Genomic DNA, 22,240 nt, shown 5'->3' on the forward strand with positions numbered 1-22,240 from the left:
GATTCGCCGAACAGCCGAACAGGTGGGGATTGCGCGACAGGTGGGGCTTGCGCGGGCGGGCGCGGGCACGGGCCTGCGCGGGACGGCGGCTTACGCGGGACGGCGGGCCTCGTCGACGAGCAGGACGGGGATGCCGTCCCGCACGGGGTAGGCCAGGCCGCAGTCCTTGCCGGTGCAGATCAGCTCGGGGGCTTCGGCCGCCGTCGCGTCGCTGAGCGGGGCGTGGCAGACCGGGCAGGCGAGGATCTCCAGAAGGCCGGCTTCGAGCGGCATGTGAATGTCCCTTCGAACATGCGGTTTGGGCCACGTCAGCCTACCGCTGGGGGGCGGCGCGCGCGGCTCGGCGTGCGGGCGTACGGGTGCCCCCGGGCGTCCGGCCGGGCGGGGGACGAGGGCTCTCCCCCGCAACCGCCCGGACCGGTGTGGCGCGGCGCCGTGGTCAGGCGCCTCGGACCAGTGCCAGGACCTCGTCGCGGACGGCCTTCATGGTCGCCTCGTCGCGGGCCTCGACGTTGAGTCGCAGGAGGGGCTCGGTGTTGGAGGGGCGGAGGTTGAACCACCAGGCGGCGTCGGACACCGTGAGGCCGTCGAGGGTGTCGACGGTGATGCCCTCGCGGGCGGCGAACACCTCACGGACGGCGGCCGTGCGGGCTGTCTGGTCCGCGACCGTGGAGTTGATCTCGCCGGAGCCGGCGTAGCGGTCGTACCGGGCGACCAGGTCGGACAGCGGCTTGTCGTGGGTGCCGAGAGCGGCCAGGACGTGGAGGGCGGCGAGCATGCCCGTGTCGGCGTTCCAGAAGTCCCGGAAGTAGTAGTGGGCCGAGTGCTCGCCGCCGAAGATGGCGCCGGTGCGGGCCATCTCCTCCTTGATGAACGAGTGGCCGACGCGGGTGCGGACGGGGGCGCCGCCGTGCTCGCGTACGACCTCCGGCACCGACCACGAGGTGATCAGGTTGTGGATGACCGTCCCGCCGGGGTGCTTGGCCAGCTCGCGTGCCGCGACCAGGGCCGTGATCGCCGAGGGCGAGACCCCTTCGCCCCTCTCGTCGACGACGAAGCAGCGGTCGGCGTCGCCGTCGAAGGCGAGGCCGATGTCGGCGCCCTCGGCTCGGACCCGGGCCTGGAGGTCCACGATGTTCTTCGGGTCGAGGGGGTTGGCCTCGTGGTTGGGGAACGTGCCGTCCAGCTCGAAGTACATCGGGACGAGCTCGATCGGCAGCGCGGCGAACACCGTCGGGACGGTGTGGCCGCCCATGCCGTTGCCCGCGTCCACGACGACCTTCAGCGGGCGGATCGTCGAGAGGTCCACGAGGGACAGCAGATGGGCCGCGTACTCGTCGAGGGTGTCGCGCTCGGTGACCGAGCCCGCGGTGGGTACGGGGGCGGGGGCGCCCGACGCGATCCAGGACTCCACCAGCGCGCGGATCTCCCCGAGACCGGTGTCCTGACCGACCGGGGCGGCGCCCGCGCGGCACATCTTGATGCCGTTGTACTGGGCGGGGTTGTGGGACGCGGTGAACATCGCGCCCGGGAGCCCGAGGTGCCCCGACGCGAAGTACAGCTGGTCCGTGGAGCAGAGCCCGATCAGGGTCACGTCCGCGCCGCGGCCGGTAGCGCCCCGGGCGAAGGCCGCGGAGAGGCCGGGCGACGACGGCCGCATGTCGTGGCCGACGACGATCGCGTCCGCGCCCGTCACCTGGACGAAGGCGGCGCCCAGGAGCTCGGCCAGCGACTCGTCCCACTGGTCCGGCACCACTCCGCGGACGTCGTACGCCTTCACGATCTGCGACAGATCAGCAGCAGCGGATGCAGCCACGGCCCAACCTTCCTGAAGTCTCTGTGGTCACCCCAAAACTACCCGCAGGGGGACGGGAGCCTTCCTGCGCCTCGTGCAGGCGGAGCTCGCAGGGGCCGGGGCTCGGTCGGGAGCGGGGGACGTACTCGGGAACGGGGCCCGTTCGGGAGCCGGCCGGGTGCTCAGGACCCGGGGCCCGCTCGGGGGGGTGCGCTCAGGACCCGGGGCCCGCTCGGGGGGCGAGTGGTGCGCTCAGGAGTCGGGGGAACGCAGCACCCGCAGATGGCCGCGACGCCCGACCTCCATGGGGTTCGACCTGCGGGCACCGGAGCCGCCGCCCGCCTGGGCGGCGCGTTCCTGGGGGCGGGCCGCCTCCCTGACCGCGTTCGCCAGCGCTTCGAGGTCGTCACCGCTGGGCCTGGCCGGGCCGGAGGCGTCGGCGAGACGGACGACCTCCCAGCCACGGGGCGCGGTCAGCCGCTCGCTGTGCTCGGCACAGAGGTCGTAGCAGTGGGGCTCGGCGTAGGTGGCGAGGGGGCCGAGGACCGCGGTCGAGTCGGCATAGACGTACGTCAGTGTCGCGACGGCAGGACGGCCGCACGCGGTGCGCGAACAGCGACGTACAGGGCTCACGACGTTGGACGGTACCGCACTCTTGAGCGGGCCGCGACGACTCTCCACCACGTCACTCCACCGTGTCGTGCTGTGAGGCCCCGCACAGGGGCCTTCGGAGCAACTGCCCTGACCTGCACGGGAAGAGAAGCCCGCGAACGAGGAGCGTATGCGATCCGGTCACCCCTCGACACAAATCGAGTCAATCACGGCGAGTGCGGCGATCGACGGGAGGCATCGAATCGAGCCCAAGCTTGGCTGGAATGTTCAATAAGCGACATGCCGTGGGGATTCGCCGGGGCCCGTCAGGGACATGCCGCCCGCGCGGTCCGGGGGATGCCACGCCCCGGCCGGTGAAACGTCACGCTTCCGGGCGGTGGCACGTCACTCCCCAGGGCGGCGACATCCTGGTCGGCGTGCGTACGGCCGCGATGCGGGCGGGCCCGGGAGAGCTACCCTGCGTCAGTGATGGACAGTCCCGTACCGCCCCGCCCCACCGAGCCCAGGCCGCGCCGCCGCGACCGTCACGGCCGAGGTATGCGTGGGCCGGTCGCCCCGCCCCAGGTACCGCTCTCCGCCAGCCGTGCGGAGTCGTTCCGCGACCTCGTGCAGGATTCGGTGGAGCGGCTGGAGCGGCGCTGGCCGCAGCTGGCCGAGGTGGAGTTCCTGGTGCTGGACGTGCCGGAGGCGCCGGACGAGACCGTGCCGCTGGGCAGCTCCCTGCCGGCGGAGAAGGGGAACCCCGCGCGGATCGTCGTGTACCGGCGGCCGGTCGAGATCCGCACGAAGAACCGTGACGAGCGGGCGCTGCTGGTGCACGAGGTGGTCGTGGAACAGGTGGCGGACCTGCTCGGCCTCGCGCCGGAGTCGGTGGACCCCCGGTACGGGCAGGACTGAGCGAGCCGGCCCCACCTGTGACGGGCCGGCCGGCCTCCTGACGGAACCGCACGTCCCCGACAGGGCACCCGCCGCACGGCAGGGCCCCAGCGCACGGCAGGGGCCCCGACCTCCCGGCAGGGGCCCGTGCCTGCGGTGCCCCGTCAGTCGTCGAGGACCGAGAGGTCCTGCTCCGCCGACGGGACCGTGACCAGGCCGCGGTCGTCGGGGAGGGTCTGGACGGTGAACATCTCGATGCCGTCCTGCGGAAGCAGCAGCGTGCGGGCCGCGTGGACCGGGCCGCCGGACTGCGGCTCGACGGTCAGGGCGTACGAGCCCTTGAGACCGGCCGGGACGGGCGGGTCGGTGATCGCGAGGGTCGTGCCGGCCTTGACCGTGTACGTCTTGACGGCCTGCTCGCCGGCCTCCGTACCGGCCGAGGCCGTGACCTTGACCTGAGCGGTCTCGCCGGGCGCGGTGAGGGAGAGCACCGAGCCCTTGGCCCGGTTGTCGGCGGCGGTGGCCCGCTCCCCCACCGGTGCGGTCGCGGGGATGAAGGCGATCTCCTGCTTGTCGCCCTTGCCCCGGGTGACCTGGAGCGCCGCGACCACGGGAATCGGCCTGGCGCCCTCGGAGGGGCTGAGGATGAGCGAGCCCGGCTCGCCCTTGGTGACGTCCTTCAGGTCGAGGGACGCGGTCATGCCCGACTTGACCCTGAGATTCTCCGCGCCCGCCGGGGTGATCGTCCCGGACGCGCTCGCCAGCCGCAGCTTGAGGTCGGCGTCGTCCTCGCCCGGCGCGAACGCCACCAGCCGTACGGACGTCGCGTCCGCCGGGATGCCGGGGAGCACCAGCGTGCCGGACGGGTCCGTGGACGCCGGGAGCCAGTCGCTGCCGGTCTCGTCCCCGGCGCCGCGCACCACCGCGCCGACCCGTCCCGTACGCGTCGTGACGTGCACGGTCACGTCCTCCGCGGGATCGGTCGTCAGAGTGGAGAGCAGTACGGGAACGCTCGCGCCCGCGGGCACCGGGATGCCGTCGGTCAGCTGGGACTTGAGGGCGCCGTTCTTGCCGTAGAGCTCGATGTCGACGACGGCGCCGGTGTCGTCCGGGTTGGTCAGGTGGACGTAGTCCTGGCGGTCCTTGGCCAGGCCGGCGCCCGGGAACCAGAGATCGGTGTCGGGCGCGGTGCAGCTGACGCCGAGCACGCCACGACCGCTGCCCGCGCTGACCGTGGTGGTCTGCTGGGTGGTCCAGCCGGGGGCGAGGCTGCCGGTGGCGGAGCCGATGAGTGCGGGGGCGGCGCCGCCGCTCGCCTCGGCGCCGACGGGCTTGCCGGGCTGCTTGAGGGTGACGACGGCCTTGTCCGGCGCGGGCTTCTTGGCCGCGTCCTCGGCGGCCTTGTCCTTGTCCTTCTCGTCCTTGTCCGCGCCGTCGTCAGGGTCCCTCAACGTGGCGACGGACGGCTTCAGTTCGGCCGTGGAGGCCCCGCCGCCGCTCGCCTTCGTCCGCGGGGTGAACGACGTGTACACCGTCTCCGCGATGTCGGACTGCGAGGGCGCCGGGCACAGCAGGCTGGAGCGCTCGACCGGCAGCCGGGACGGCGCCTTCGCCTCCGCGGGCGCCCCGCCGTCCGGTGCGGTGAGAGCGGCGAATCCGGTCACGGCGGCGAGGGAGGTCGCGGCCGCGAGGAGCGAGAGGGTCGTGCGGTTCACTGGTTGCTGCTCCCGTCGGGACGCTGCTCGGTCTCGTAGCCGTAAGGGTCGTACTGGCCCTGGCCGTGGCCGTGGCTCTGGCTCTGGCTCTGGCCCGCCTGGTACGGGTCCTCGGGGTACTGCCCGTACTGCTGTTGCCCGTGCTGCTCGTCGTACTGCTGCTGCCCGTACTGCTGCGGGTCGTACTGCGGCTGCTGGTCGTACTGCTGCGGTGCGACGTACTGCTGCGGTTCTCCGTACGCGTACTGCTGCTGGGCGTCCTGGTACTGCCCCGTGTACGGGTCGGCGTACTGGCCACCGCCCGGGTAGGCACCCGCCTCGTCCGGGTAGGTCCGGCCGTCCCACTCCCCGCCGTACTGCTGCTGGTGCGGCACCGCCGCGTACGGGTCCTGGCCGGCGCCCGGCTGCGGCCCGGCGCCGGAGGCCGCGTCCACCTCCACGTCCGCGCCCGGGTCCATGGCCGGATCCGCGTCCGCCTCCAGCTCCGCCTCGGCCTGTGCCGCACGGAGCCGGCGGGCCCGGCGGCCCTCGCCCTCGACGGGCTGGGCCGGGATCGCGGCCTCCTCCTCCGGCAGGTCGTCGTCGATCTCGCGGCGCCGGCCGGGCAGGGCCAGGACGAGCAGGACGACGGCGAGCGCGCCCTGCGTCCAGATCCACGCGGTGTGGGTCGTCGGGTCCTCGAAGGTGAGCGCCAGCCGGCCGCCCTCCGCGGGCAGTTCGAAGCCCTGGGCCCAGCCGTCGACGGTGGTCTTCTTCAGCACCCGGCCGTCGAGCGTGGCCTGCCAGCCGTCGTCCGCGCGGTCCGCGATGCGCAGCACGCGTCCGTCGGCGCCCTTCGGGATGTCCGTGTGGGCCTCGACGGGGCCGGAGGCCACCGGCAGCGGCTCCGCCTTGCCGTTGACGATGACCGCGCGGGCGACCTGGCGGTCGACGCGCCACAGCGCGCTTCCGTCGAGCTGGCTGAGCCGGGACAGTCCGGGGGTGGCGTCGAGGACGCGGCCCAACTGGCGCGGTGCGCCGTCCCGTACGAGCACGTAGCGGATCGCGAAGCCGCTGAGCTGGCTGGTCTGGTCGGCGCCCGAACCGGCGACGAGGTTGGCGACGACCTTGTCCAGGCGGGCGTCGCTGCCGCCGCTCTCGCTCAGCTCGGCGTCGCCGAGACGCCCGCCCGAGCCCCGTACCAGCGTGTACGGCACCTTGGCCGGTGACGAGCCGCCGAGGACGAGGGTGCGTGCCTGGTCCCGGGTGCCGCTCTCCTCCGCGACGAACGCCGGGACCTGCACCGGGTCGCGGCGCTCCAGCGGGCCCGCCGCTCCGGTCGTCATCCAGTTGACGGCTGCGATCAGCGGGGCCGTCCCGGCGGCGAGGGCGATGAGCGCGGCGACGGGCTGGCGCCAGCCGAAGCTCTCCGCGGCGACGCGTTCGCGGGCGCCCTCCGCGCCGAGGACGGCGGCGGCGATCAGCGCGATGCCGTAGACGAGCGTGGCGGGTCCCGCCCAGCCCGAGCCGTTGGCCAGGGCGGCGAACACGAGGGCGGCGACGGCGACGACCCAGGCGGTGCGGATCGCGAACTGCCGCTCGCCGCGCAGCAGGGCCGCGAGCGCGGCGAGGACGACGCCGATGAGCAGCAGTCCGCCGAGGGTCTTGGGCCCGCCGGGGCTGATGCCGAGCAGGTCGAGCGGGCCGGCCGCGCCCGTGCCGAACTCCAGGCCCGCCTCGCGCAGGAAGCCGGACGGTGCGGTCAGCAGCGACAGCGACCAGGGGGCGAGGATCAGCAGCGGGGTGCCCGCCGAGACGACGAAGCGCAGCCCGTAGGCGGTGATGTCGTCGCGGCGCAGGGCGAGCGCGGCGAGTCCGAGGACGACGGCGAGCGGCCACACGATCGGGGTGAAAGCCATCGCGAAGGTCAGCAGCAGCGCGTACGCCCAGGTGGCGCGCCAGCTGCCGCGCGCTCCGTCCCGGCGGGTCAGTCCGTAGGCCGCGACCGCCGCGCGGGCGATCAGCGGCAGCACGATGGCGAGCACGGCGGTGCCGAGGCGCCCGGTGGCGAGGGCGCCCGTCGCGGCGGGCAGGAAGGCGTAGGCGACGCTCGCCCAGGCCCGCAGCAGCCGGGACTCGATCAGCGGGCGGGAGGCGAAGTACGCGGTGATTCCGGCGAGCGGCACCGAGCAGACGAGCAGCAGGGTGAGCGCGAAGCCGGTGGAGCCGAGGAAGAGCCCGGAGAGGACGGCGAGGACCGCGAGATAGGGCGGCGCGGTCTGGGTCCCGCCGGTGCCGAGGGGATGCCAGGCGTCCGCGTACCTGCCCCACAGCTCGGAGACGTCACCCGGCGCCGGCAGCAGCGCGCCGCCGGAGAGCGCGCCGCCGCCGAAGAGACCGCGGCAGGCGACGAGGGAGACGATCAGCAGGACCGCGAACAGGACGGGTCCGGGCTTGCGGGCGATCTTCTTGAGCCGGGCGAACTGCTCGATCTCCAGGAAGTCGGCGTCGTCGCCACCGGGGCCGGACTCGACGACTCCGTGCCGTGAGCCTCCGGAGTCGGAGTCGCGGCCCGCGCCGAGGCTGCTCGCGACCTGTTCGACGGTGGCGCGGATGGTGGCGCCGGGCGGCGGGAAGAGGGGCCGCAACTCGGCCGCCTCGACGGCGGGCCTTCCGCGCCTGCGGCGGGCGGCGAGGATCTTCTCCGGCCGCAGGAGTGTGCCGAAGAGGCCCATGACCTCGTCGACGGCCTGGCCGGGTGCCTTGCCGACGAGATAGGCGAGGGTGCGCAGCAGGGTGCCGAAGACGAGCCTGAGCAGGACGAAGGGGAGGGCGATGCCGCGCGCGTTGGCGAGCAGCGTGTAGACGGCGCCGGCCTTGTCGACGCGGTGGGGGCTGGCCACGGAGCGTCCGGCGCAGTCGACGGTGCGGCGCTCGCGGGCGGCGGCCTCCGCGTGGCGCAGGACGGCGTCGGGCGCGATGACGACCCGGTGGCCCGCGGCGTGGGCGCGCCAGCACAGGTCGACGTCGTCGCGCATGAGGGGCAGTCGCCGGTCGAAGCCGCCGAGTTCCTCGAAGACGTCACGGCGGACGAGCATGCCCGCGGAGGAGACGGACAGGACCGCGCGGATCTGGTCGTGCTGGCCCTGGTCCTGCTCGCGGCGGTCGAGTCCCGTCCAGCGGCGGCCGCTGTTGGCGATGGAGACGCCTGCTTCGAGGAGCTGCTTGCGGTCGTACCAGCCGCGGAGCTTGGGGCCGATGATCGTGGCGTACTCGTCGGAGTCCGCGACGCGGAGCAGTTCGGCGAGGGCGTCGGGGGCGGGTGCGCAGTCGTCGTGGAGGAGCCAGAGCCACTGGACCGGTTCGCCGTACGGCAGGTCCGGCATGTCGTACGCCTCGTCGCGCCAGGTCCTGCTGACCGGGTCCCAGCCGCTCGGCCGCTTCAGATAGGGCAGGTCGTCCGGGGTGAGCACGGGAGCGGTGCGCACGGCCTCCTCGACCGCGGTGCCGAAGCCCGTGCGGCGGGCGAGATGCAGGACCCTGTCCGCGCCGAGCGCCTCGGTGACCAGCCGCGCGGAGTCGTCGGCGCTGCCGGTGTCGGCCGCGAGGACGTTCTGCACGGGGCGTTCCTGGCCGAGCAGCCCGGCGAGCGCGTCGGGCAGCCAGCGGGCACCGTCGTGGGAGACGAGTACGGCGGTGACGACGTGCCGCGGGAACTCGGGCGGGGTGGCGGGAACAAACTCCGCAGGGGTGGCGGACATTGAGGTACGGGCCCTCCGGCCGGGTCGCCCCGCGAGGGGGCGCTGGAGCGTCTGGGACGGGGCCCCACACTAACGGCTGGCAGGGAGACGGTCCGCCGCCTGTGGACAGAGCCGGGGCCGCGGACCGTTCTTACGTACGCATGTGTGCTGTTTGGCCGGACAGACCGGACATCTGGCCACGCTTGGCCGGATGCGCGGATCCGGCCGGACGAGTTCACCGGGCCCTGGTCGGACCGGGCCCTGGTTCACCGGGCCCTGGTCGGACCGGGCCCTGGTTCACCGGGCCCTGGTCGGACCGGGCCCTGGTTCACCGGGCCCTGGTCGGACCGGCGTGCCTGATCACGTCCGGGCCTGATCACGTCCGGGCGGGACGTACGCGTCCGCTCAGACCGCGGCCTTCTTCAGCCGGCGGCGCTCCCGCTCGGACAGGCCGCCCCAGATGCCGAATCGCTCGTCGTTGGCGAGGGCGTACTCAAGGCACTCGGAGCGGACCTCGCAGGCGAGGCAGACCTTCTTGGCCTCACGCGTGGAACCGCCCTTCTCGGGGAAGAAGGACTCGGGGTCGGTCTGGGCGCACAGCGCGCGCTCCTGCCAGCCGAGTTCCTCGTCCGCGTCCTCGACCAGCAGTTGCTGGAACAGCTCGGTCATGTGCGCCCCTCGTCGTCTTTGCGTCCCCGTGATCCGGCCGTGAGCCGTACCGATTTCGGCCGAACGACACGAGTGAAATTACAAGTGTGTGGATCCGGGCCAGTCAAGCCGAGATCTGCTATTGAGCCCCGTATTCACTCTGCGGAACCAAGCGTATGCGGAAAGTGTTCAAATCACCAAAAATCCTGACACTTGCCACTGACCTGCCCGCACCCCCTCCGCCCCTCGCTCCACACCGGCGTTCACCGGTCCTCACGAAGGAAGGACGTCGCACCGTTCGATCTTGTTGCGATCCGGCCACACAAGCGATCCGGATCACAGTCCGATCACAAGAGTTCCACGACGTTTGAGAGCACGGTTGCTGCGCGATGTCTCCGGCCCTGTCGCCGCACAAACCTTTCTCCGACCGGAGTAACCGGATGAGGTGAAACATTGCCGCCAAATCGGTCATTGAGTTGACATCCGGGTTCGCGTTGGTCACCTTTGGATGCATGCCAGCGACCACAGCGCCCTCCGCGACCCACGCGATCCGTGGGTTCCGCAGCGCTGTCCAGGCGCGCTGTTGCTGTTCCAGCTGTTGATGCCGTAGCGCTCCAGCTCCCCCGCCCGCCCTTGCCGCGGGCATCGCGACACCCCTGCACTGACCTTCCGTTTCTGCCGAGGAACCACCGCACCCCTATGAACAGCGACAGCGACCTCCAGATCGCCGGCGACATCCTCGAGGTCCAGCACCTCCTCCAGCCCGCCAGGGAGCACCCCGCGACCGTGGCCGAGTTCGCCGGGCTCGCCCGCACCATCGCCGCCGACCGCACCCAGTGGGCCCCGCTCGTCCAGTACGACGCCACCACCCGCTGGTACCACCGGCTGCGCACCGGCCCCGGCTACGAGGTCTGGCTGCTCTCCTGGGTGCCGGGCCAGGGCAGCGGACTCCACGACCACGGCCCGTCCTCCGGTGTGCTGACCGTCCTGGACGGCGAGTTGACCGAACGTACGGCCACCGGCGCCGAACGCGCGCTCGCCCCCGGCGCGCAGCGGGTCTTCGCACCCGGATATGTGCACGAAGTGGTCAACGACTCGCTCGAACCGGCCGTCAGCCTGCACATCTACTTCCCGGGCCTGACGGAGATGCCGATGCACACGGCGCACTGCTCCCCGGTCCGCCGGGACGCCGTCGTCGCCTGACGCTCCTCACCCGCCGCCGACCACCGGCCGTCGTCGCCCGACCACCGGCCCTCAAACGATCAGCCTCCGGCTGACAGTCCCACCCGTCGCCCGACCACCGCCCCTCAAACGATCAGCCTCCGGCTGACAGACTGTCCTTATGCGCATTGTGGTTCTGGCCGGTGGCATCGGCGGTGCTCGTTTCCTTCGTGGCCTCAAGGCGGCCGCCCCCGAAGCCGACATCACCGTCATCGGCAACACCGGTGACGACATCCATCTGTTCGGGCTGAAGGTCTGCCCGGACCTCGACACGGTGATGTACACGCTCGGCGGCGGCATCAACGAGGAGCAGGGCTGGGGACGTACCGACGAGACCTTCCAGGTCAAGAACGAACTCGCGGCCTACGGGGTGGGGCCCGAGTGGTTCGGGCTCGGTGACCGCGACTTCGCCACCCACATCGTCCGTACGCAGATGCTCGGCGCGGGCTATCCGCTGAGCGCCGTCACCGAGGCCCTGTGCGCACGGTGGCAGCCCGGGGTGCGGCTGCTGCCGATGTCCGACGACCGGATCGAGACCCATGTCGCCGTCGACATCGACGGCGAGCGCAAGGCCATCCACTTCCAGGAGTACTGGGTCAAGCTGCGGGCCTCCGTCGACGCACAGGCCGTCGTGCCCGTCGGCGCCGAACAGGCCAAGCCCGCCCCCGGTGTGCTGGAGGCGATCGCCGCCGCCGACGTCATCCTCTTCCCGCCGTCCAACCCCGTGGTGAGCGTGGGGACGATCCTGGCCGTGCCGGGAATCCGCGAGGCCATCGCGGAGGCTGGCGTTCCGGTCGTGGGCCTCTCCCCCATCGTCGGGAACGCGCCGGTGCGCGGCATGGCCGACAAGGTGCTGGCGGCGGTCGGCGTCGAGTCGACGGCGGCCGCGGTCGCCGCGCACTACGGCTCGGGACTGCTGGACGGCTGGCTCGTGGACACGGTGGACGCGGGCGCGGTGGCGGAGGTCGAGGGGGCGGGGATCCGCTGCAGGGCCGTGCCGCTGATGATGACCGACCTGGAGTCGGCCGCGGCGATGGCGCGTGAGGCGCTGACGCTCGCGGAAGAGGTACGCGCATGACGTCGCCGCGCATGACGCCGCCGTCCTACCGGGTGTGGGCGCTGCCGGGGCTCCCCGAGGTCCGGCCCGGCGACGACATCGCGAAGCTGATCGCGGCCACCGAGCCGGGGCTGGTGGACGGTGACGTCCTGCTGGTCACGTCGAAGATCGTCAGCAAGGCGGAGCGGCGGCTCGTCGAGGCCGGGGACCGTGAGGAGGCCATCGACGCGGAGACGGTACGGGTCGTGGCCCGGCGCGGCGCGCTCCGTATCGTCGAGAACCGGCAGGGTCTGGTCATGGCGGCGGCCGGGGTGGACGCCTCCAACACCCCTGCCGGGACGGTGCTGTTGCTGCCCGAGGACCCGGACGCCTCGGCCGTACGCATCCGGGACGGGCTGCGGGACACCCTCGGGGTCGAGGTGGGCGTCGTGATCACGGACACCTTCGGGAGGCCCTGGCGGACCGGGCTCACGGATGTCGCCATCGGGGCGGCCGGGGTGCGGGTGCTGGACGATCTGCGCGGCGGCGTCGACGCGCACGGCAATCCGCTGAGCGCGACCGTCGTCGCCACCGCCGACGAGTTGGCCGCGGCCGGAGACCTGGTCAAGGGCAAGGCGGCGGGGCTGCCGGTGGCGGTGGTGCGCGGCCTGCCCCACGTCGTCGGCGAACCGACGGAGGCGGCCGTGGGCGCGCGGGCTCTGGTCCGTACCGCCGCCGACGACATGTTCCGCCTCGGCACGTCCGAGGCCGTACGGGAGGCGGTGACCCAGCGCCGTACGGTGCGGGCGTTCACCGACGAGCCGGTCGACCCGGGCGCGGTCCGCCGCGCGGTCGCCGCCGCGGTGACGGCACCGGCACCGCACCACACGACCCCCTGGCGCTTCGTACTCCTTGAGTCCGAGGCGTCACGGACCCGGCTGCTCGACGCGATGCGCGACGCCTGGATCGCGGATCTGCGCCGCGACGGCAAGTCGGAGGAGTCCATCGCCAAGCGCGTCCGCCGCGGCGACGTCCTGCGCAACGCGCCGTACCTGGCGGTGCCGTGCATGGTCATGGACGGCTCGCACCACTACGGCGATCCGCGCCGCGACGCGGCGGAGCGCGAGATGTTCGTCGTCGCGACGGGCGCGGGCGTCCAGAACTTCCTCATCGCGCTGGCCGGCGAACGGCTCGGGTCGGCGTGGGTGTCCTCGACGATGTTCTGCCGCGACGTGGTGCGCGAGGTGCTGGAGCTTCCGGCGAACTGGGACCCGATGGGCGCGGTCGCGATCGGCCACGCGGCGGAGGCGCCGCGCGAGCGCCCGGCGCGGGACGCGGGGGCGTTCATCGAGGCGCGGTGACCGATCCTCACGCAGCGAGGCCCCGGCCGGTGATCGGCCCGGGCCTCATTGCGTGGTGCTCAGCGGGCCGGTGGTGCGGCGTTCCAGTCGTGCGGGACCGTCATGCCCCAGTTCGCACAGGCGCGGATCATGGTGGCGCGGACGGCGGGCCCCGCGTGGGCGTAGGACAACGGCCCGTCCCGGCCGATCAGATAGTCGCCGGTCAGCCCCTCGAGGAAGTCCAGGTTGACGGGCTCGGGTGAGACGGCGACCCGCTCCAGGAAGGAGAAGGTCCGCCGCAGCACCTCGTCCCGCTCGCGGCCCGGATCCGCCGCGAGTGCCGGCATCAGAACCTCGTTGAACAGGTCCCAGAGCAGTCCGTAGACATCCGTCCGGCACGCGTTGACATCGGCCTGGTCGTACGCGATACCGATCGCCGACCGGACCTTCCGCGCGACCGGCTCACGCATCTCGGGGAAGCAGTCCAGCATCTGCCCGAGAAACGTGTGCGTCCGGATCGGTTCCGCCGGCATCGGTTCCGCCGGCGGCGCGCCGACGACGTGGCTCACAGCTTGCCGATGTCGCCGCGCGGCATCTTCGGCTTCCGTCGGGCCGGGACGCGGCCGCTCAGGAGGATCAGGCGGGCGGCGCGGTGGCGTTGGCCGGCGTAGGGGGCGAGGAGTTCGAGCATCGTCGCGTCGTCCGCGTCGCGGTCGTCGGCGAGGGCGTGGCCGACGATGCCGGGGAGGTGGAGGTCGCCGACCGTGATGGCGTCGGGGGCGCCGTTGCTGCGCTGGACGGTCTCGGCGGAGGTCCAGGGGCCGATGCCGGGGATCAGTTCGAGGCGGGCCATGGCCGCCTCGGGCGTCATGGCCGCGGCCTCCTCCATGCGGCGGGCGACGCGGACCGCGCGCAGGATCGTGGCGGCGCGCTTGTCGTCGACGCCCGCGCGGTGCCACTCCCAGGACGGGATCATCGCCCAGGTGCGGGCGTCCGGCATGACGGACATGCGGTCGGGGCACGGGCCGGGGGCCGGCTCGCCGTACTTGCGTACGAGGAGACGCCAGGCGCGGTACGCCTCGTCCGTGGTGACCTTCTGTTCCAGGATCGACGGGATCAGGGACTCAAGGACCAGTCCCGTGCGGGTGAGGCGCAGGCCGGGGCGGCGGCGGTGGGTGGCCGCGACGAGGCGGTGGCGGGGCTCGAAGGCGTCCGGGTCGTCCGACTCGCCGAGCAGCGCGGGCAGTTGGTCCAGCAGCCAGCCCGCTCCGGGACCCCAGGCCTCGGCGTGCACGGCGCCGTCGCGTGCCGCCACGCGGAGGGTGCCCGCGCCGGCCGGGGTGCGGGTGGCGCGCCACACCGAGCCGTCCGGTGTCGTACGGAACATCGGGTCGGCCGGCCCGCGCCGCAGTGGCCCCAGCACCAGCCCCAGGTCGAGCGGACCCGGCGGGACGTACCGCCGCTCCCGGCCGCCACCGGGGGCCGCCGCGGGCCTGGGCGCGGGTACGGCGACCTCGCCGCCGCGCACGGTGGTGCGGGTGACGGCGGGACGGGGGTCGAAGCGGCCTGCCACGGGTGGGGTCCTGGGTGTCGTTCGGGGTGCCCTGGAGCGTTCGGGTCCCTTTGAGCGTAGGGGGTCGTGCCGTGCCCGCGCAGCGGGACCGTGCCGCCCGCCCGCTCGCCGGTCCGCGAAGACGCCCGCCCGCCGGTCCGGGGAGACGCCCGCCTACTGGTCCGAGGAGAAGCGGATCGCCCCGGCCGGAAGCGTGGCGTCGCACCAGACCCGGACGCCGTCCCGCAGCTCGTTGTCGGGGCCGATGACCGCGCCGTCGCCGATGACCGCGCCCGCGAGAACCGTGCGGGCACCCACGCGGGCACGGGCGCCGATCAGCGAGTCCGTGATCACCGCTCCCGCTTCGACGACCGCGCCGTCCAGGACCGTGCTGCCGCTGATGCGGGCGCCCTCGCCGATGCTCGCGCCGTCGCCGACGACCGTGCCGCCTGTGAGCTTGGCGTCGGGAGCGACCGTGGCGGTCGGCAGGACCAGACGGTCACCGCAGCGCCCCGGCACCGCCGGTGACGGGGCCCGGCCGAGGACCAGGTCGGCGGAGCCGCGGACGAAGGCCTGCGGGGTGCCGAGGTCCAGCCAGTACGTGGAGTCGACCATGCCCTGCAGATGGGCCCCGGAGGCGAGCAGTTCGGGGAAGGTCTCGCGCTCGACCGACACCGGCCGGCCCGCCGGGATGCTGTCGATGACGGAGCGGCGGAAGACGTACGCACCGGCGTTGATCTGGTCGGTGACGATCTCCTCCGGGGTCTGCGGCTTCTCCAGGAAGTCCGTGACCCGGCCCGTCGCGTCCGTCGGCACGAGTCCGAAGGCGCGCGGGTCCTCGACCCTGGTGAGGTGGAGCGAGACGTCCGCGCCCGAGGACCGGTGGGTGTCGACGAGGGCGCGGATGTCCAGCCCGGTCAGGATGTCGCCGTTGAAGATCAGCACCGGTTCGTCCGGCCCCGACCGCAGTCTGGACGCGACGTTCCGGATCGCCCCGCCCGTGCCGAGCGGCTCCTCCTCGGTGACGTATTCCAGGTGCAGACCCAGCGACGAGCCGTCACCGAAGTACGGCTCGAAGACCTCCGCGAGGTACGACGTCGCGAGCACGATGTGCTCGACGCCCGCGGCGCGCGCCCGCGCCAGCTGGTGCGTGAGGAACGGCACCCCGGCCGCGGGGACCATCGGCTTCGGTGTGTTCATGGTGAGCGGGCGCAGCCGGGTGCCCTTGCCGCCGACCAGGAGGATCGCTTCTTGGGCCTGAGTCAATGCCTTCTCTGCTTCCTTCTGGGGCCGGGCAATTCGTGCGTATGACCGGCCAGTGTATGCAGCCTGTTCGTACGTACGTATGCAGCACCGGGAGTACCGCGTCCGGCGCTCGGCGGCCGGTGCCCGTCAGCGTCCCTGGAGCTTGGCCGACAGCGTTCGGACCGCGGGGAGTTGGCCGTAGAGGCGGGCTCCCGGGCAGTCGGTCGCGAAGCCGTCCCGGTGCCCCGAGATGACGTTGAGCTTGGCCTGGGTGCCCAGCTTGAACTTGTTGCCTCCGGCGGATGTCAGAAATGTCGTGGACTTCGGGTTCATCCCGAAGAGGCCCAGCTTCCATGCGGTCAGTTTGGCGATCGCCTGGACCGCGGCCGCCGGCGGAGTGGTCGAACTGTACGTTCCGAGCACGGCGATGCCCATGCTGTTCGAGTTGAAACCGCGTGTGTGCGCGCCGAGCACCGCCTTGGCCACGCCTCCCGCACGCCCTTCGTAGATGTTTCCGCACTTGTCGACCGCGAAGTTGTAGCCGATGTCCCGCCAGCCGCTGCTCTCCACGTGGTAGCGGTAGATACTGCGGAGAACGGAGGCCGACTGCGCGCAGGTGAACCGGTTGCCGCTGGCGGTGTGATGGACGAAGGCGGCCTTGACCGACTTCGTGTAGACGAACTGCTTCTCGCGCAGCGACTCGTCGGCGCCCCAGCCCTTGCGGGTGACGATGCCCGGCCGCGGCCCCACGTAGGGCTTCGCGACGCCGTACGGGGCGGCCTCCGCCACCGTCTCCGCCTTGGTCTGCGGGGTGATCATGTCGGCGCCGAGCGGCGCGAGCTCCGCGTTGACGGCCGAGGCCGCGGCGGACTCGGCGGTGAGCGACGCGGTGAGGGCGGCGTCGGGCAGGGTACCCGGCAGTTCCTCGACCTCACCGGGCTGAGGGGTCTCGGGCTGCGGGTTCCCGGGCAGGGCGTTGCCAGGCAGGGGGTTGCCAGGCAGCGGGTTGCCAGGCAGAGGGTTGCCAGGCAGGGGGTTGCCGGGCTGCGCGTTCTCGCCCTCGCCGGGCAGGGGGCTCCCGGGCTGCAGCGTCACGGGCTGCGCGGTCCCGGGCTGCGGGGCCTCGGGCTGCGGGGTTTCGGGGACCTCGCCCGGGTCGACGAGCTCCAGCCGCAGACCCCCCGGAAGCGGCGGCGCGGTGGCGCGCGCGGCCCCGGGGGCCGGCTCCGGCCGTACGCGGACCTCGACGCCGTCCGAGTCGCCGACCCACAGCGGCGCGGTCGAGCCGCGCACCGTGCCCGCGGCGCGCTCCGGCGAACCGGGGTCCGGGGCGTGCTCGAAGTTGTGGGTCTCCACGTCCTGCCAGGCGGACCAGTCGTCGGAGCCGGTGGCACGGGTGCGGACCTCGACCGCGCCCTGGAGTTCGCTGTCCGGGTCGTCCCAGACGACGCCGACGAGCGAGAACGGGTCGACGTCGCGCTGTGGCAGACCTTGGGCGCCGGCCCCGCCGCCCGCCCGTTCGAGGCCGGGCAGCGGGACCAGTGGCAGCGACTGCGTGGAGCCATGCAGGTCCGGCGCGGACGGCGTCGCGGCGGCGGCGGCCGTCGGCGCGAGTGCGGGTAGGGCGAGAGCGGCGGCACAGGCGACACCGATGGAAGATGCAAGGAAGGCACGCATGGGACGATCCTCGGCCCGCGGCGAGGGGATCCGCCTTCCGGAGATCTGACGGATCGTCGCTCCGTACGGGGGACGCCGTCACCGGGACGGACCCGCCCGCTCGATCGGCGCGGCGTACCCTTGCGCGGGTGAACGCCAGCGACCGCACCCCCGCCGACCTGCTGCGATCCGCGCTCGCCGCGGACCCCGCACGCCCTTTGGTCACCTTCTACGACGACGCCACCGGTGAGCGCGTGGAATTGTCCGTCGCCACCTTCGCCAATTGGGTGGCCAAGACGGCGAATCTCCTCCAGGACGGACTGTCCGCGGAGCCGGGCGACCGGCTGGCGCTGCTGCTGCCCGCGCACTGGCAGACCGCGGTGTGGCTGCTCGCCTGTTCCTCGGTGGGTGTCGTCGCGGACGTCGGCGGCGACCCGGCGGGCGCGGACCTGGTCGTGAGCGGCCCGGACGGCCTGGCGGCGGCGCGCGCCTGCTCCGGCGAGCGGATCGCGCTCGCGCTGCGCCCGCTCGGCGGCCGGTTCCCGCAGGCGCCGGAGGGCTTCGCCGACTACGCCGTGGAGGTCCCGAGCCAGGGCGACCGGTTCGTACCGTACGTACCCGTCGATCCGGACGCTCCCGCGCTCGCCGTCGCCGGTACGGAGCTGACCGGCACCCAGCTCGTGGAGCGCGCCCGCGCGGACGCCGCGGAGCTGGGGCTCACCGCCGGATCGCGGCTGCTGTCGGGACGTCCGTACGACACCTGGGACGGCCTCTCCGCCGGTCTGTACGCGCCCCTCGCGGCCGGCGGCTCTGTCGTGCTCTGCCGGAACCTGGACCAGCTGTCCCCGGAGGGCCTGACGAAGCGGATCGACAGCGAACGGGTCACCGGCACCGCGGCCTGACCGACAGGGCGGTCTGGCCGCACTGCGGATTGACCGCCGACACGGGCGTGCGGGCACGGCGGTTCAGCTGGCACGGCCCGACGGGCACGGCGGTCCAGCCGACACCACGGCCCGGGCGGGCGCGGCGCCGGCCGGCAACTGCCCGGCGGTCTGCCCCGCGAGGCGGCACGCCCGCAGGCCCGTGTCACGGCCCGACCGGCACAACGGCCTGACCGACACAGCATCCGACCGACACCACAGCCCTGCAGGCGTCGCGCCTGTCGGCACGGCCCGGCGTCCCGCCAGCGCGCCCGTGGCGGCGTCCGGCCGACAGAGCGGCCCGACCGACACAGGTGTCCGGCCCACACAACGGCCCCACCGGCACAACGGCCCCCCGGGCGTCGCGCCTGTCGGCATGCCCCGGCGCCACGCCCAGGCGGCGGCATGCCAGCGCGCCCGCGGCGGCGGTCCAGCCGACACAGGTGTCCGACCGGCACAACGGCCCCGCGGCTGCCGGCACGGCCCGGCGCCCCGCCTGCCCGGCGCCCTGCCCGCGCGGCGGAACGCCCGCGCGCCCGCGTCACGGCCCGACCCGCACAACGGCCTGGCCGGGGCCGCGAAGTGCACTCGTACGGCTCATTACGTGCCGAGCCCACGCGCCTGAGCGTCGGCTCCGGGACATCATCGGCGGTGCGTACTCAGACAAACCACCGCAAGGACGGACGCAACCGTGACCGACAGCGCCGGCCCGCCCGCCGAACCGGACGACCCCGCGACGGGGCACGTCACGGTCAGGAGGTCGCGCCGTCGCCTCCGGTGGATCGCGCTCTGCGTGTCGTTCCTCGTCCTCGCCCTCTCGGGCGTCGGCTGGTGGCTCTACCGGAAGCTCGAGGGCAACATCGGGACGGACCTCACCGCCGCCGAGGAGCTGGAACGGTACGACAAGGAGCGCCCGCTGCCCTCGCCCAACGGCGCGGAGAACATCCTGCTGATCGGCTCCGACAGCCGCGCCGGCGCGGGCAACGACGCGTACGGCCGCGACAAGGGCATCCAGCGATCCGACACCACGATCCTGCTGCACCTGGCGGGCGACCGCCGCAGCGTGACGGCGGTCTCCGTCCCGCGCGACCTGCTGGTCGGCATCCCGAGCTGCCGCACCGCGAACGGCACCCGCACGCGGACGCAGTACACCCAGTTCAACTCCGCCTTCGCGGTCGGCGGCGCCGCGTGCACGATCCGTACCGTCGAGCGGCTCACCGGCGTCCGGATCGACCACCACATGGTGGTCGACTTCCGTGGCTTCAAGAGCATGGTCGACGCCGTGGGCGGGGTCACGGTCTGCCTGGCCAAGCCGATCGACGACCCCGAGGCCCATCTGCGGCTGAAGGCCGGGAAGCAGAACCTGAACGGCGAGAAGGCCCTCGGCTACGTCCGCGCCCGGAAGACCCTCGGCAACGGCAGCGACACCGACCGCATGGACCGGCAGCAGCAGTTCCTCGGCGCACTCTTCAACAAGGTGCAGAGCAACGGGGTGCTGCTCAATCCGACCCGCCTCTACCCCGTGCTGGACGCGGCGACCAAGTCGCTCACCACCGACCCCGGCCTGGACTCCCTCAAGGCCCTCTTCGACGTCGCCCGCTCACTGCGGGGCGTGCCGACGAACCGCGTGCAGTTCCTCACGGTGCCGCGCCGGTCGTATCCGTACGACCCGAACCGCGACGTGCTCGCCCAGCCGGCCGCGAGCAAGCTCTTCGAGCGGCTGCGCAAGGACGAACCGGTGAAGGTGGTGCCGAAAGGCAAGACGCCGAGCAACAGCACCGATACGGAGAGCGACAGCGGTACGGGCTCCGAGAACCCGTCGGCGACACCCACGTTTTCCGGCACCAACGCCACTTCGGGCATGTGCAAGTAAAGCGCTCACCAAGGACTCGTCGGCGGTCCATGACGATTGGGTGGATTGCCCAGTTGTAAGCGGCGTGGAATTTGTCACGGACGTCGCCCGGCGCTGAACTGGGCGGATAGTGTGACGCGATCCGGTACTTCCGGCCATCCGGCCATCCGGCCATCCGGCCGCGGGTCTCACACAACCGGATCGACGAACCGCGCGTCTCCCGGGGGGAGGGACGCCGCGCGTGGCACCGACGGAGGACTCAAGCAACCGTGGATGCGCAGAGCCGTGGGCAGGCGGACGACATCGATCCCGCCGACCAGTGGGTACTCAACCCGCAGACGGGCAATTACGAGCTGCGACTGGACCGTTCCTCTCGGCAGTCGACCGGCTCCCGCTCCACCGGCGCCGCCTCCTCCAGAAGTACCGGCCGTCGGCGCGGTCCCTCTGGTGACGCGGCACCGGCGACGGACGTCCCGGAGCAGCGCGCGCGCCGCGCGGCACGGGCAGGCGGCGCGGCAGGCGGCGCGGGCGGCCGAGGCACGCCGCCCCCCACCGGTCCCGGCCGGCGCAAGCGCAAGCCGCAGAAGAGCCGCAAGAAGAAGGCGATGCTGTGGACCGGAGGCATCCTGGCCTGCGTCCTCGTCGTCGGCTCCGGTCTCGCCTACTACGTGTACGAGCGGCTCAACGGAAACCTCAACACGGTGGACGTCGGTGACGCGGGCTCCAAGGGCATCACGAAGGACGGGCCGGTCAACATCCTGCTACTGGGCACGGACAAGCGCACCGGCTCGGGCAACGAGGGCTACGGCGACAAGGGCAGCTCGGGCCACGCGGACACGACGTTCCTCTTCCATGTCTCCGAGGACCGGACCAACGCGACCGCGCTGAGCATCCCGCGCGACCTGATCACCGACATCCCCGACTGTCCCACGAAGAAGGCGGACGGCTCGACCGAGATAGTCAGGGGCTCGGACGGCGTCCGCTTCAACGAGAGCTTCGGTGTGGGCGGACGCGACCCGGGCTGCACGATGCGCACGATCAAGCAGATCACCGGTGTGCCGGTCGACCACTTCATGATGGCCGACTTCAACGCGGTGAAGACCCTCTCGACCGCCGTCGGCGGCGTGGAGATCTGCCTGGCGAAGCCCATCAAGGACAAGGAATCCAAGCTGGATCTGCCGGCCGGTCCGCAGAAGGTCGAGGGGGAGGACGCCCTCGCGTTCGTCCGCAACCGGCACGGCCTGGGCAACGAGAGCGACCTGGACCGCATCAAGCAGCAGCAGCAGTTCATCGCGTCGATGATCCGGCAGATGAAGGAAGACACGCTGGGCAACCCGAAGAAGATGTTCGCGCTCGCGGACGCGGCGACCCAGGCGCTCACCGTCGACAGCGCGATCGGCGACATCCCGAAGCTGACGGCGCTCGCCGAGGAACTCGGGAAGATCGACATCAAGCACATCAGCTTCATGACGGTGCCGGTGGTCGACAACACCGACGGGGCGACCGTCATCCTGGACAAGGTCAAGGCCCCGCAGGTCTTCAGCATGATCCAGAACGACGTCTCCTTCACCGAGGTGAAGAAGAAGGAGTCGGCGGCGAAGAGCAAGCAGGCCGCGCTGCTGAAGGGCCCGCGGGCCGACGCGTCCGACGTCCGCGTCGACGTCTACAACGGCAGCGACACCCAGGGGGCCGCGCAGAAGACCCTCGACTGGCTGCAGAACAACCAGGGCGTGCTCAAGTCGACGAACAAGAGCAACGCGCCCGAGAAGATCGCCACGACGACGCTGGAGTACGCACCGAACCAGGCCGACCAGGCACGCAAACTCGCGGACCTGATGGGTCTGCCCGCCGCGGCGCTCAAGCCCGGCACCGAGAACGCCGAGGGCACGCAAGCGATGGTGCTGACCCTCGGAGCCGACTTCAAGGGCGCGGGGGTGCCCATCACGGGCCCGGCGAAGGTGCCGGACGTGGACAAGGTGGAAGCCGACAAGCAGGTGTGCGCCAAGTGACCCCGGTTCACCGGGGCATGTGGCGCGCCTGAACGACAGGGGGA

The 22,240-nt window shown here is 72.7% G+C and carries 17 protein-coding genes; 7 read left to right on the forward strand and 10 right to left on the reverse strand.

Annotation, left to right across the window (positions count from 1 at the left end):
* Positions 1-90: 90 nt before the first annotated feature.
* The 3 genes from OG766_RS13590 to OG766_RS13600 all read right to left on the reverse strand — a co-directional run bounded on the left by OG766_RS13590 (position 91) and on the right by OG766_RS13600 (position 2,476).
* On the reverse strand, positions 91-273 hold the full coding sequence (locus OG766_RS13590) for a Trm112 family protein (protein WP_266378444.1): 183 nt from the start codon (positions 271-273) through the stop codon (positions 91-93).
* Positions 274-439: 166 nt separating this feature from the next.
* A complete protein-coding gene (locus tag OG766_RS13595) occupies positions 440-1,816 on the reverse strand; it encodes a phosphomannomutase/phosphoglucomutase (protein ID WP_328725429.1) in 1,377 nt (458 codons plus the stop codon).
* A 231-nt stretch (positions 1,817-2,047) separates the two neighbouring features.
* Positions 2,048-2,476, reverse strand: a complete 429-nt coding sequence (locus tag OG766_RS13600; protein ID WP_266378449.1) for a DUF3499 domain-containing protein — start codon at positions 2,474-2,476, stop codon at positions 2,048-2,050.
* Between the two features lie 399 nt (positions 2,477-2,875).
* Here OG766_RS13600 and OG766_RS13605 point away from each other — a divergent pair, with 399 nt between their 5' ends.
* Entirely contained in the window at positions 2,876-3,304 is a 429-nt protein-coding gene (locus OG766_RS13605; RefSeq protein ID WP_266378452.1) for a metallopeptidase family protein, read from the forward strand.
* Between the two features lie 143 nt (positions 3,305-3,447).
* Here OG766_RS13605 and OG766_RS13610 read toward each other — a convergent pair whose 3' ends face one another.
* The 3 genes from OG766_RS13610 to OG766_RS13620 all read right to left on the reverse strand — a co-directional run bounded on the left by OG766_RS13610 (position 3,448) and on the right by OG766_RS13620 (position 9,386).
* On the reverse strand, positions 3,448-4,998 hold the full coding sequence (locus OG766_RS13610; protein WP_266378455.1) for a DUF5719 family protein: 1,551 nt from the start codon (positions 4,996-4,998) through the stop codon (positions 3,448-3,450).
* Positions 4,995-8,738, reverse strand: a complete 3,744-nt coding sequence (locus tag OG766_RS13615) for a glycosyltransferase family 2 protein (RefSeq protein ID WP_328725430.1) — start codon at positions 8,736-8,738, stop codon at positions 4,995-4,997. Before OG766_RS13615 ends, OG766_RS13610 begins: the two co-directional genes overlap by 4 nt.
* 384 nt (positions 8,739-9,122) lie before the next feature.
* Positions 9,123-9,386 (reverse strand): WhiB family transcriptional regulator, encoded by a 264-nt coding sequence (locus OG766_RS13620; protein WP_017945871.1) that lies wholly within the window; start codon positions 9,384-9,386, stop codon positions 9,123-9,125.
* Positions 9,387-10,064: 678 nt separating this feature from the next.
* Here OG766_RS13620 and OG766_RS13625 point away from each other — a divergent pair.
* The 3 genes from OG766_RS13625 to OG766_RS13635 all read left to right on the forward strand — a co-directional run bounded on the left by OG766_RS13625 (position 10,065) and on the right by OG766_RS13635 (position 12,983).
* Entirely contained in the window at positions 10,065-10,568 is a 504-nt protein-coding gene (locus tag OG766_RS13625) for a cysteine dioxygenase (protein ID WP_266378459.1), read from the forward strand.
* Positions 10,569-10,707: 139 nt separating this feature from the next.
* Positions 10,708-11,664: a 2-phospho-L-lactate transferase gene (gene cofD / locus OG766_RS13630; RefSeq protein WP_266378461.1), complete on the forward strand. Its 957-nt coding sequence runs from the start codon at positions 10,708-10,710 to the stop codon at positions 11,662-11,664.
* Between the two features lie 11 nt (positions 11,665-11,675).
* Positions 11,676-12,983 (forward strand): coenzyme F420-0:L-glutamate ligase, encoded by a 1,308-nt coding sequence (locus tag OG766_RS13635; RefSeq protein WP_266384088.1) that lies wholly within the window; start codon positions 11,676-11,678, stop codon positions 12,981-12,983.
* 59 nt (positions 12,984-13,042) lie between these two features.
* Here the strand turns inward: OG766_RS13635 and OG766_RS13640 are convergent, their stop codons facing one another.
* The 4 genes from OG766_RS13640 to OG766_RS13655 form a co-directional block, all read right to left on the reverse strand.
* Positions 13,043-13,495: a hypothetical protein gene (locus OG766_RS13640; protein ID WP_328725433.1), complete on the reverse strand. Its 453-nt coding sequence runs from the start codon at positions 13,493-13,495 to the stop codon at positions 13,043-13,045.
* A 32-nt stretch (positions 13,496-13,527) separates the two neighbouring features.
* Entirely contained in the window at positions 13,528-14,535 is a 1,008-nt protein-coding gene (locus OG766_RS13645) for a DNA-3-methyladenine glycosylase family protein (RefSeq protein ID WP_266378466.1), read from the reverse strand.
* A gap of 153 nt (positions 14,536-14,688) precedes the next feature.
* Positions 14,689-15,780: a nucleotidyltransferase family protein gene (locus OG766_RS13650; protein ID WP_266378469.1), complete on the reverse strand. Its 1,092-nt coding sequence runs from the start codon at positions 15,778-15,780 to the stop codon at positions 14,689-14,691.
* A 126-nt stretch (positions 15,781-15,906) separates the two neighbouring features.
* Positions 15,907-17,436 (reverse strand): peptidoglycan recognition protein family protein, encoded by a 1,530-nt coding sequence (locus OG766_RS13655; protein WP_328725434.1) that lies wholly within the window; start codon positions 17,434-17,436, stop codon positions 15,907-15,909.
* Positions 17,437-17,564: 128 nt separating this feature from the next.
* On the opposite strand from OG766_RS13655, the gene OG766_RS13660 reads away from it, so the two are divergent.
* From OG766_RS13660 to OG766_RS13670, 3 genes are all read left to right on the forward strand, one after another.
* Positions 17,565-18,317 (forward strand): TIGR03089 family protein, encoded by a 753-nt coding sequence (locus OG766_RS13660; protein WP_328725435.1) that lies wholly within the window; start codon positions 17,565-17,567, stop codon positions 18,315-18,317.
* Between the two features lie 709 nt (positions 18,318-19,026).
* Entirely contained in the window at positions 19,027-20,208 is a 1,182-nt protein-coding gene (locus OG766_RS13665; RefSeq protein ID WP_266378477.1) for an LCP family protein, read from the forward strand.
* Between the two features lie 248 nt (positions 20,209-20,456).
* A complete protein-coding gene (locus OG766_RS13670) occupies positions 20,457-22,196 on the forward strand; it encodes an LCP family protein (RefSeq protein ID WP_266378480.1) in 1,740 nt (579 codons plus the stop codon).
* Positions 22,197-22,240 lie beyond the last annotated feature (44 nt).

The sequence above is a fragment of the Streptomyces sp. NBC_00259 genome (genome assembly GCF_036181745.1).
GTDB classification, from domain to species: Bacteria; Actinomycetota; Actinomycetes; order Streptomycetales; family Streptomycetaceae; genus Streptomyces; species Streptomyces pratisoli.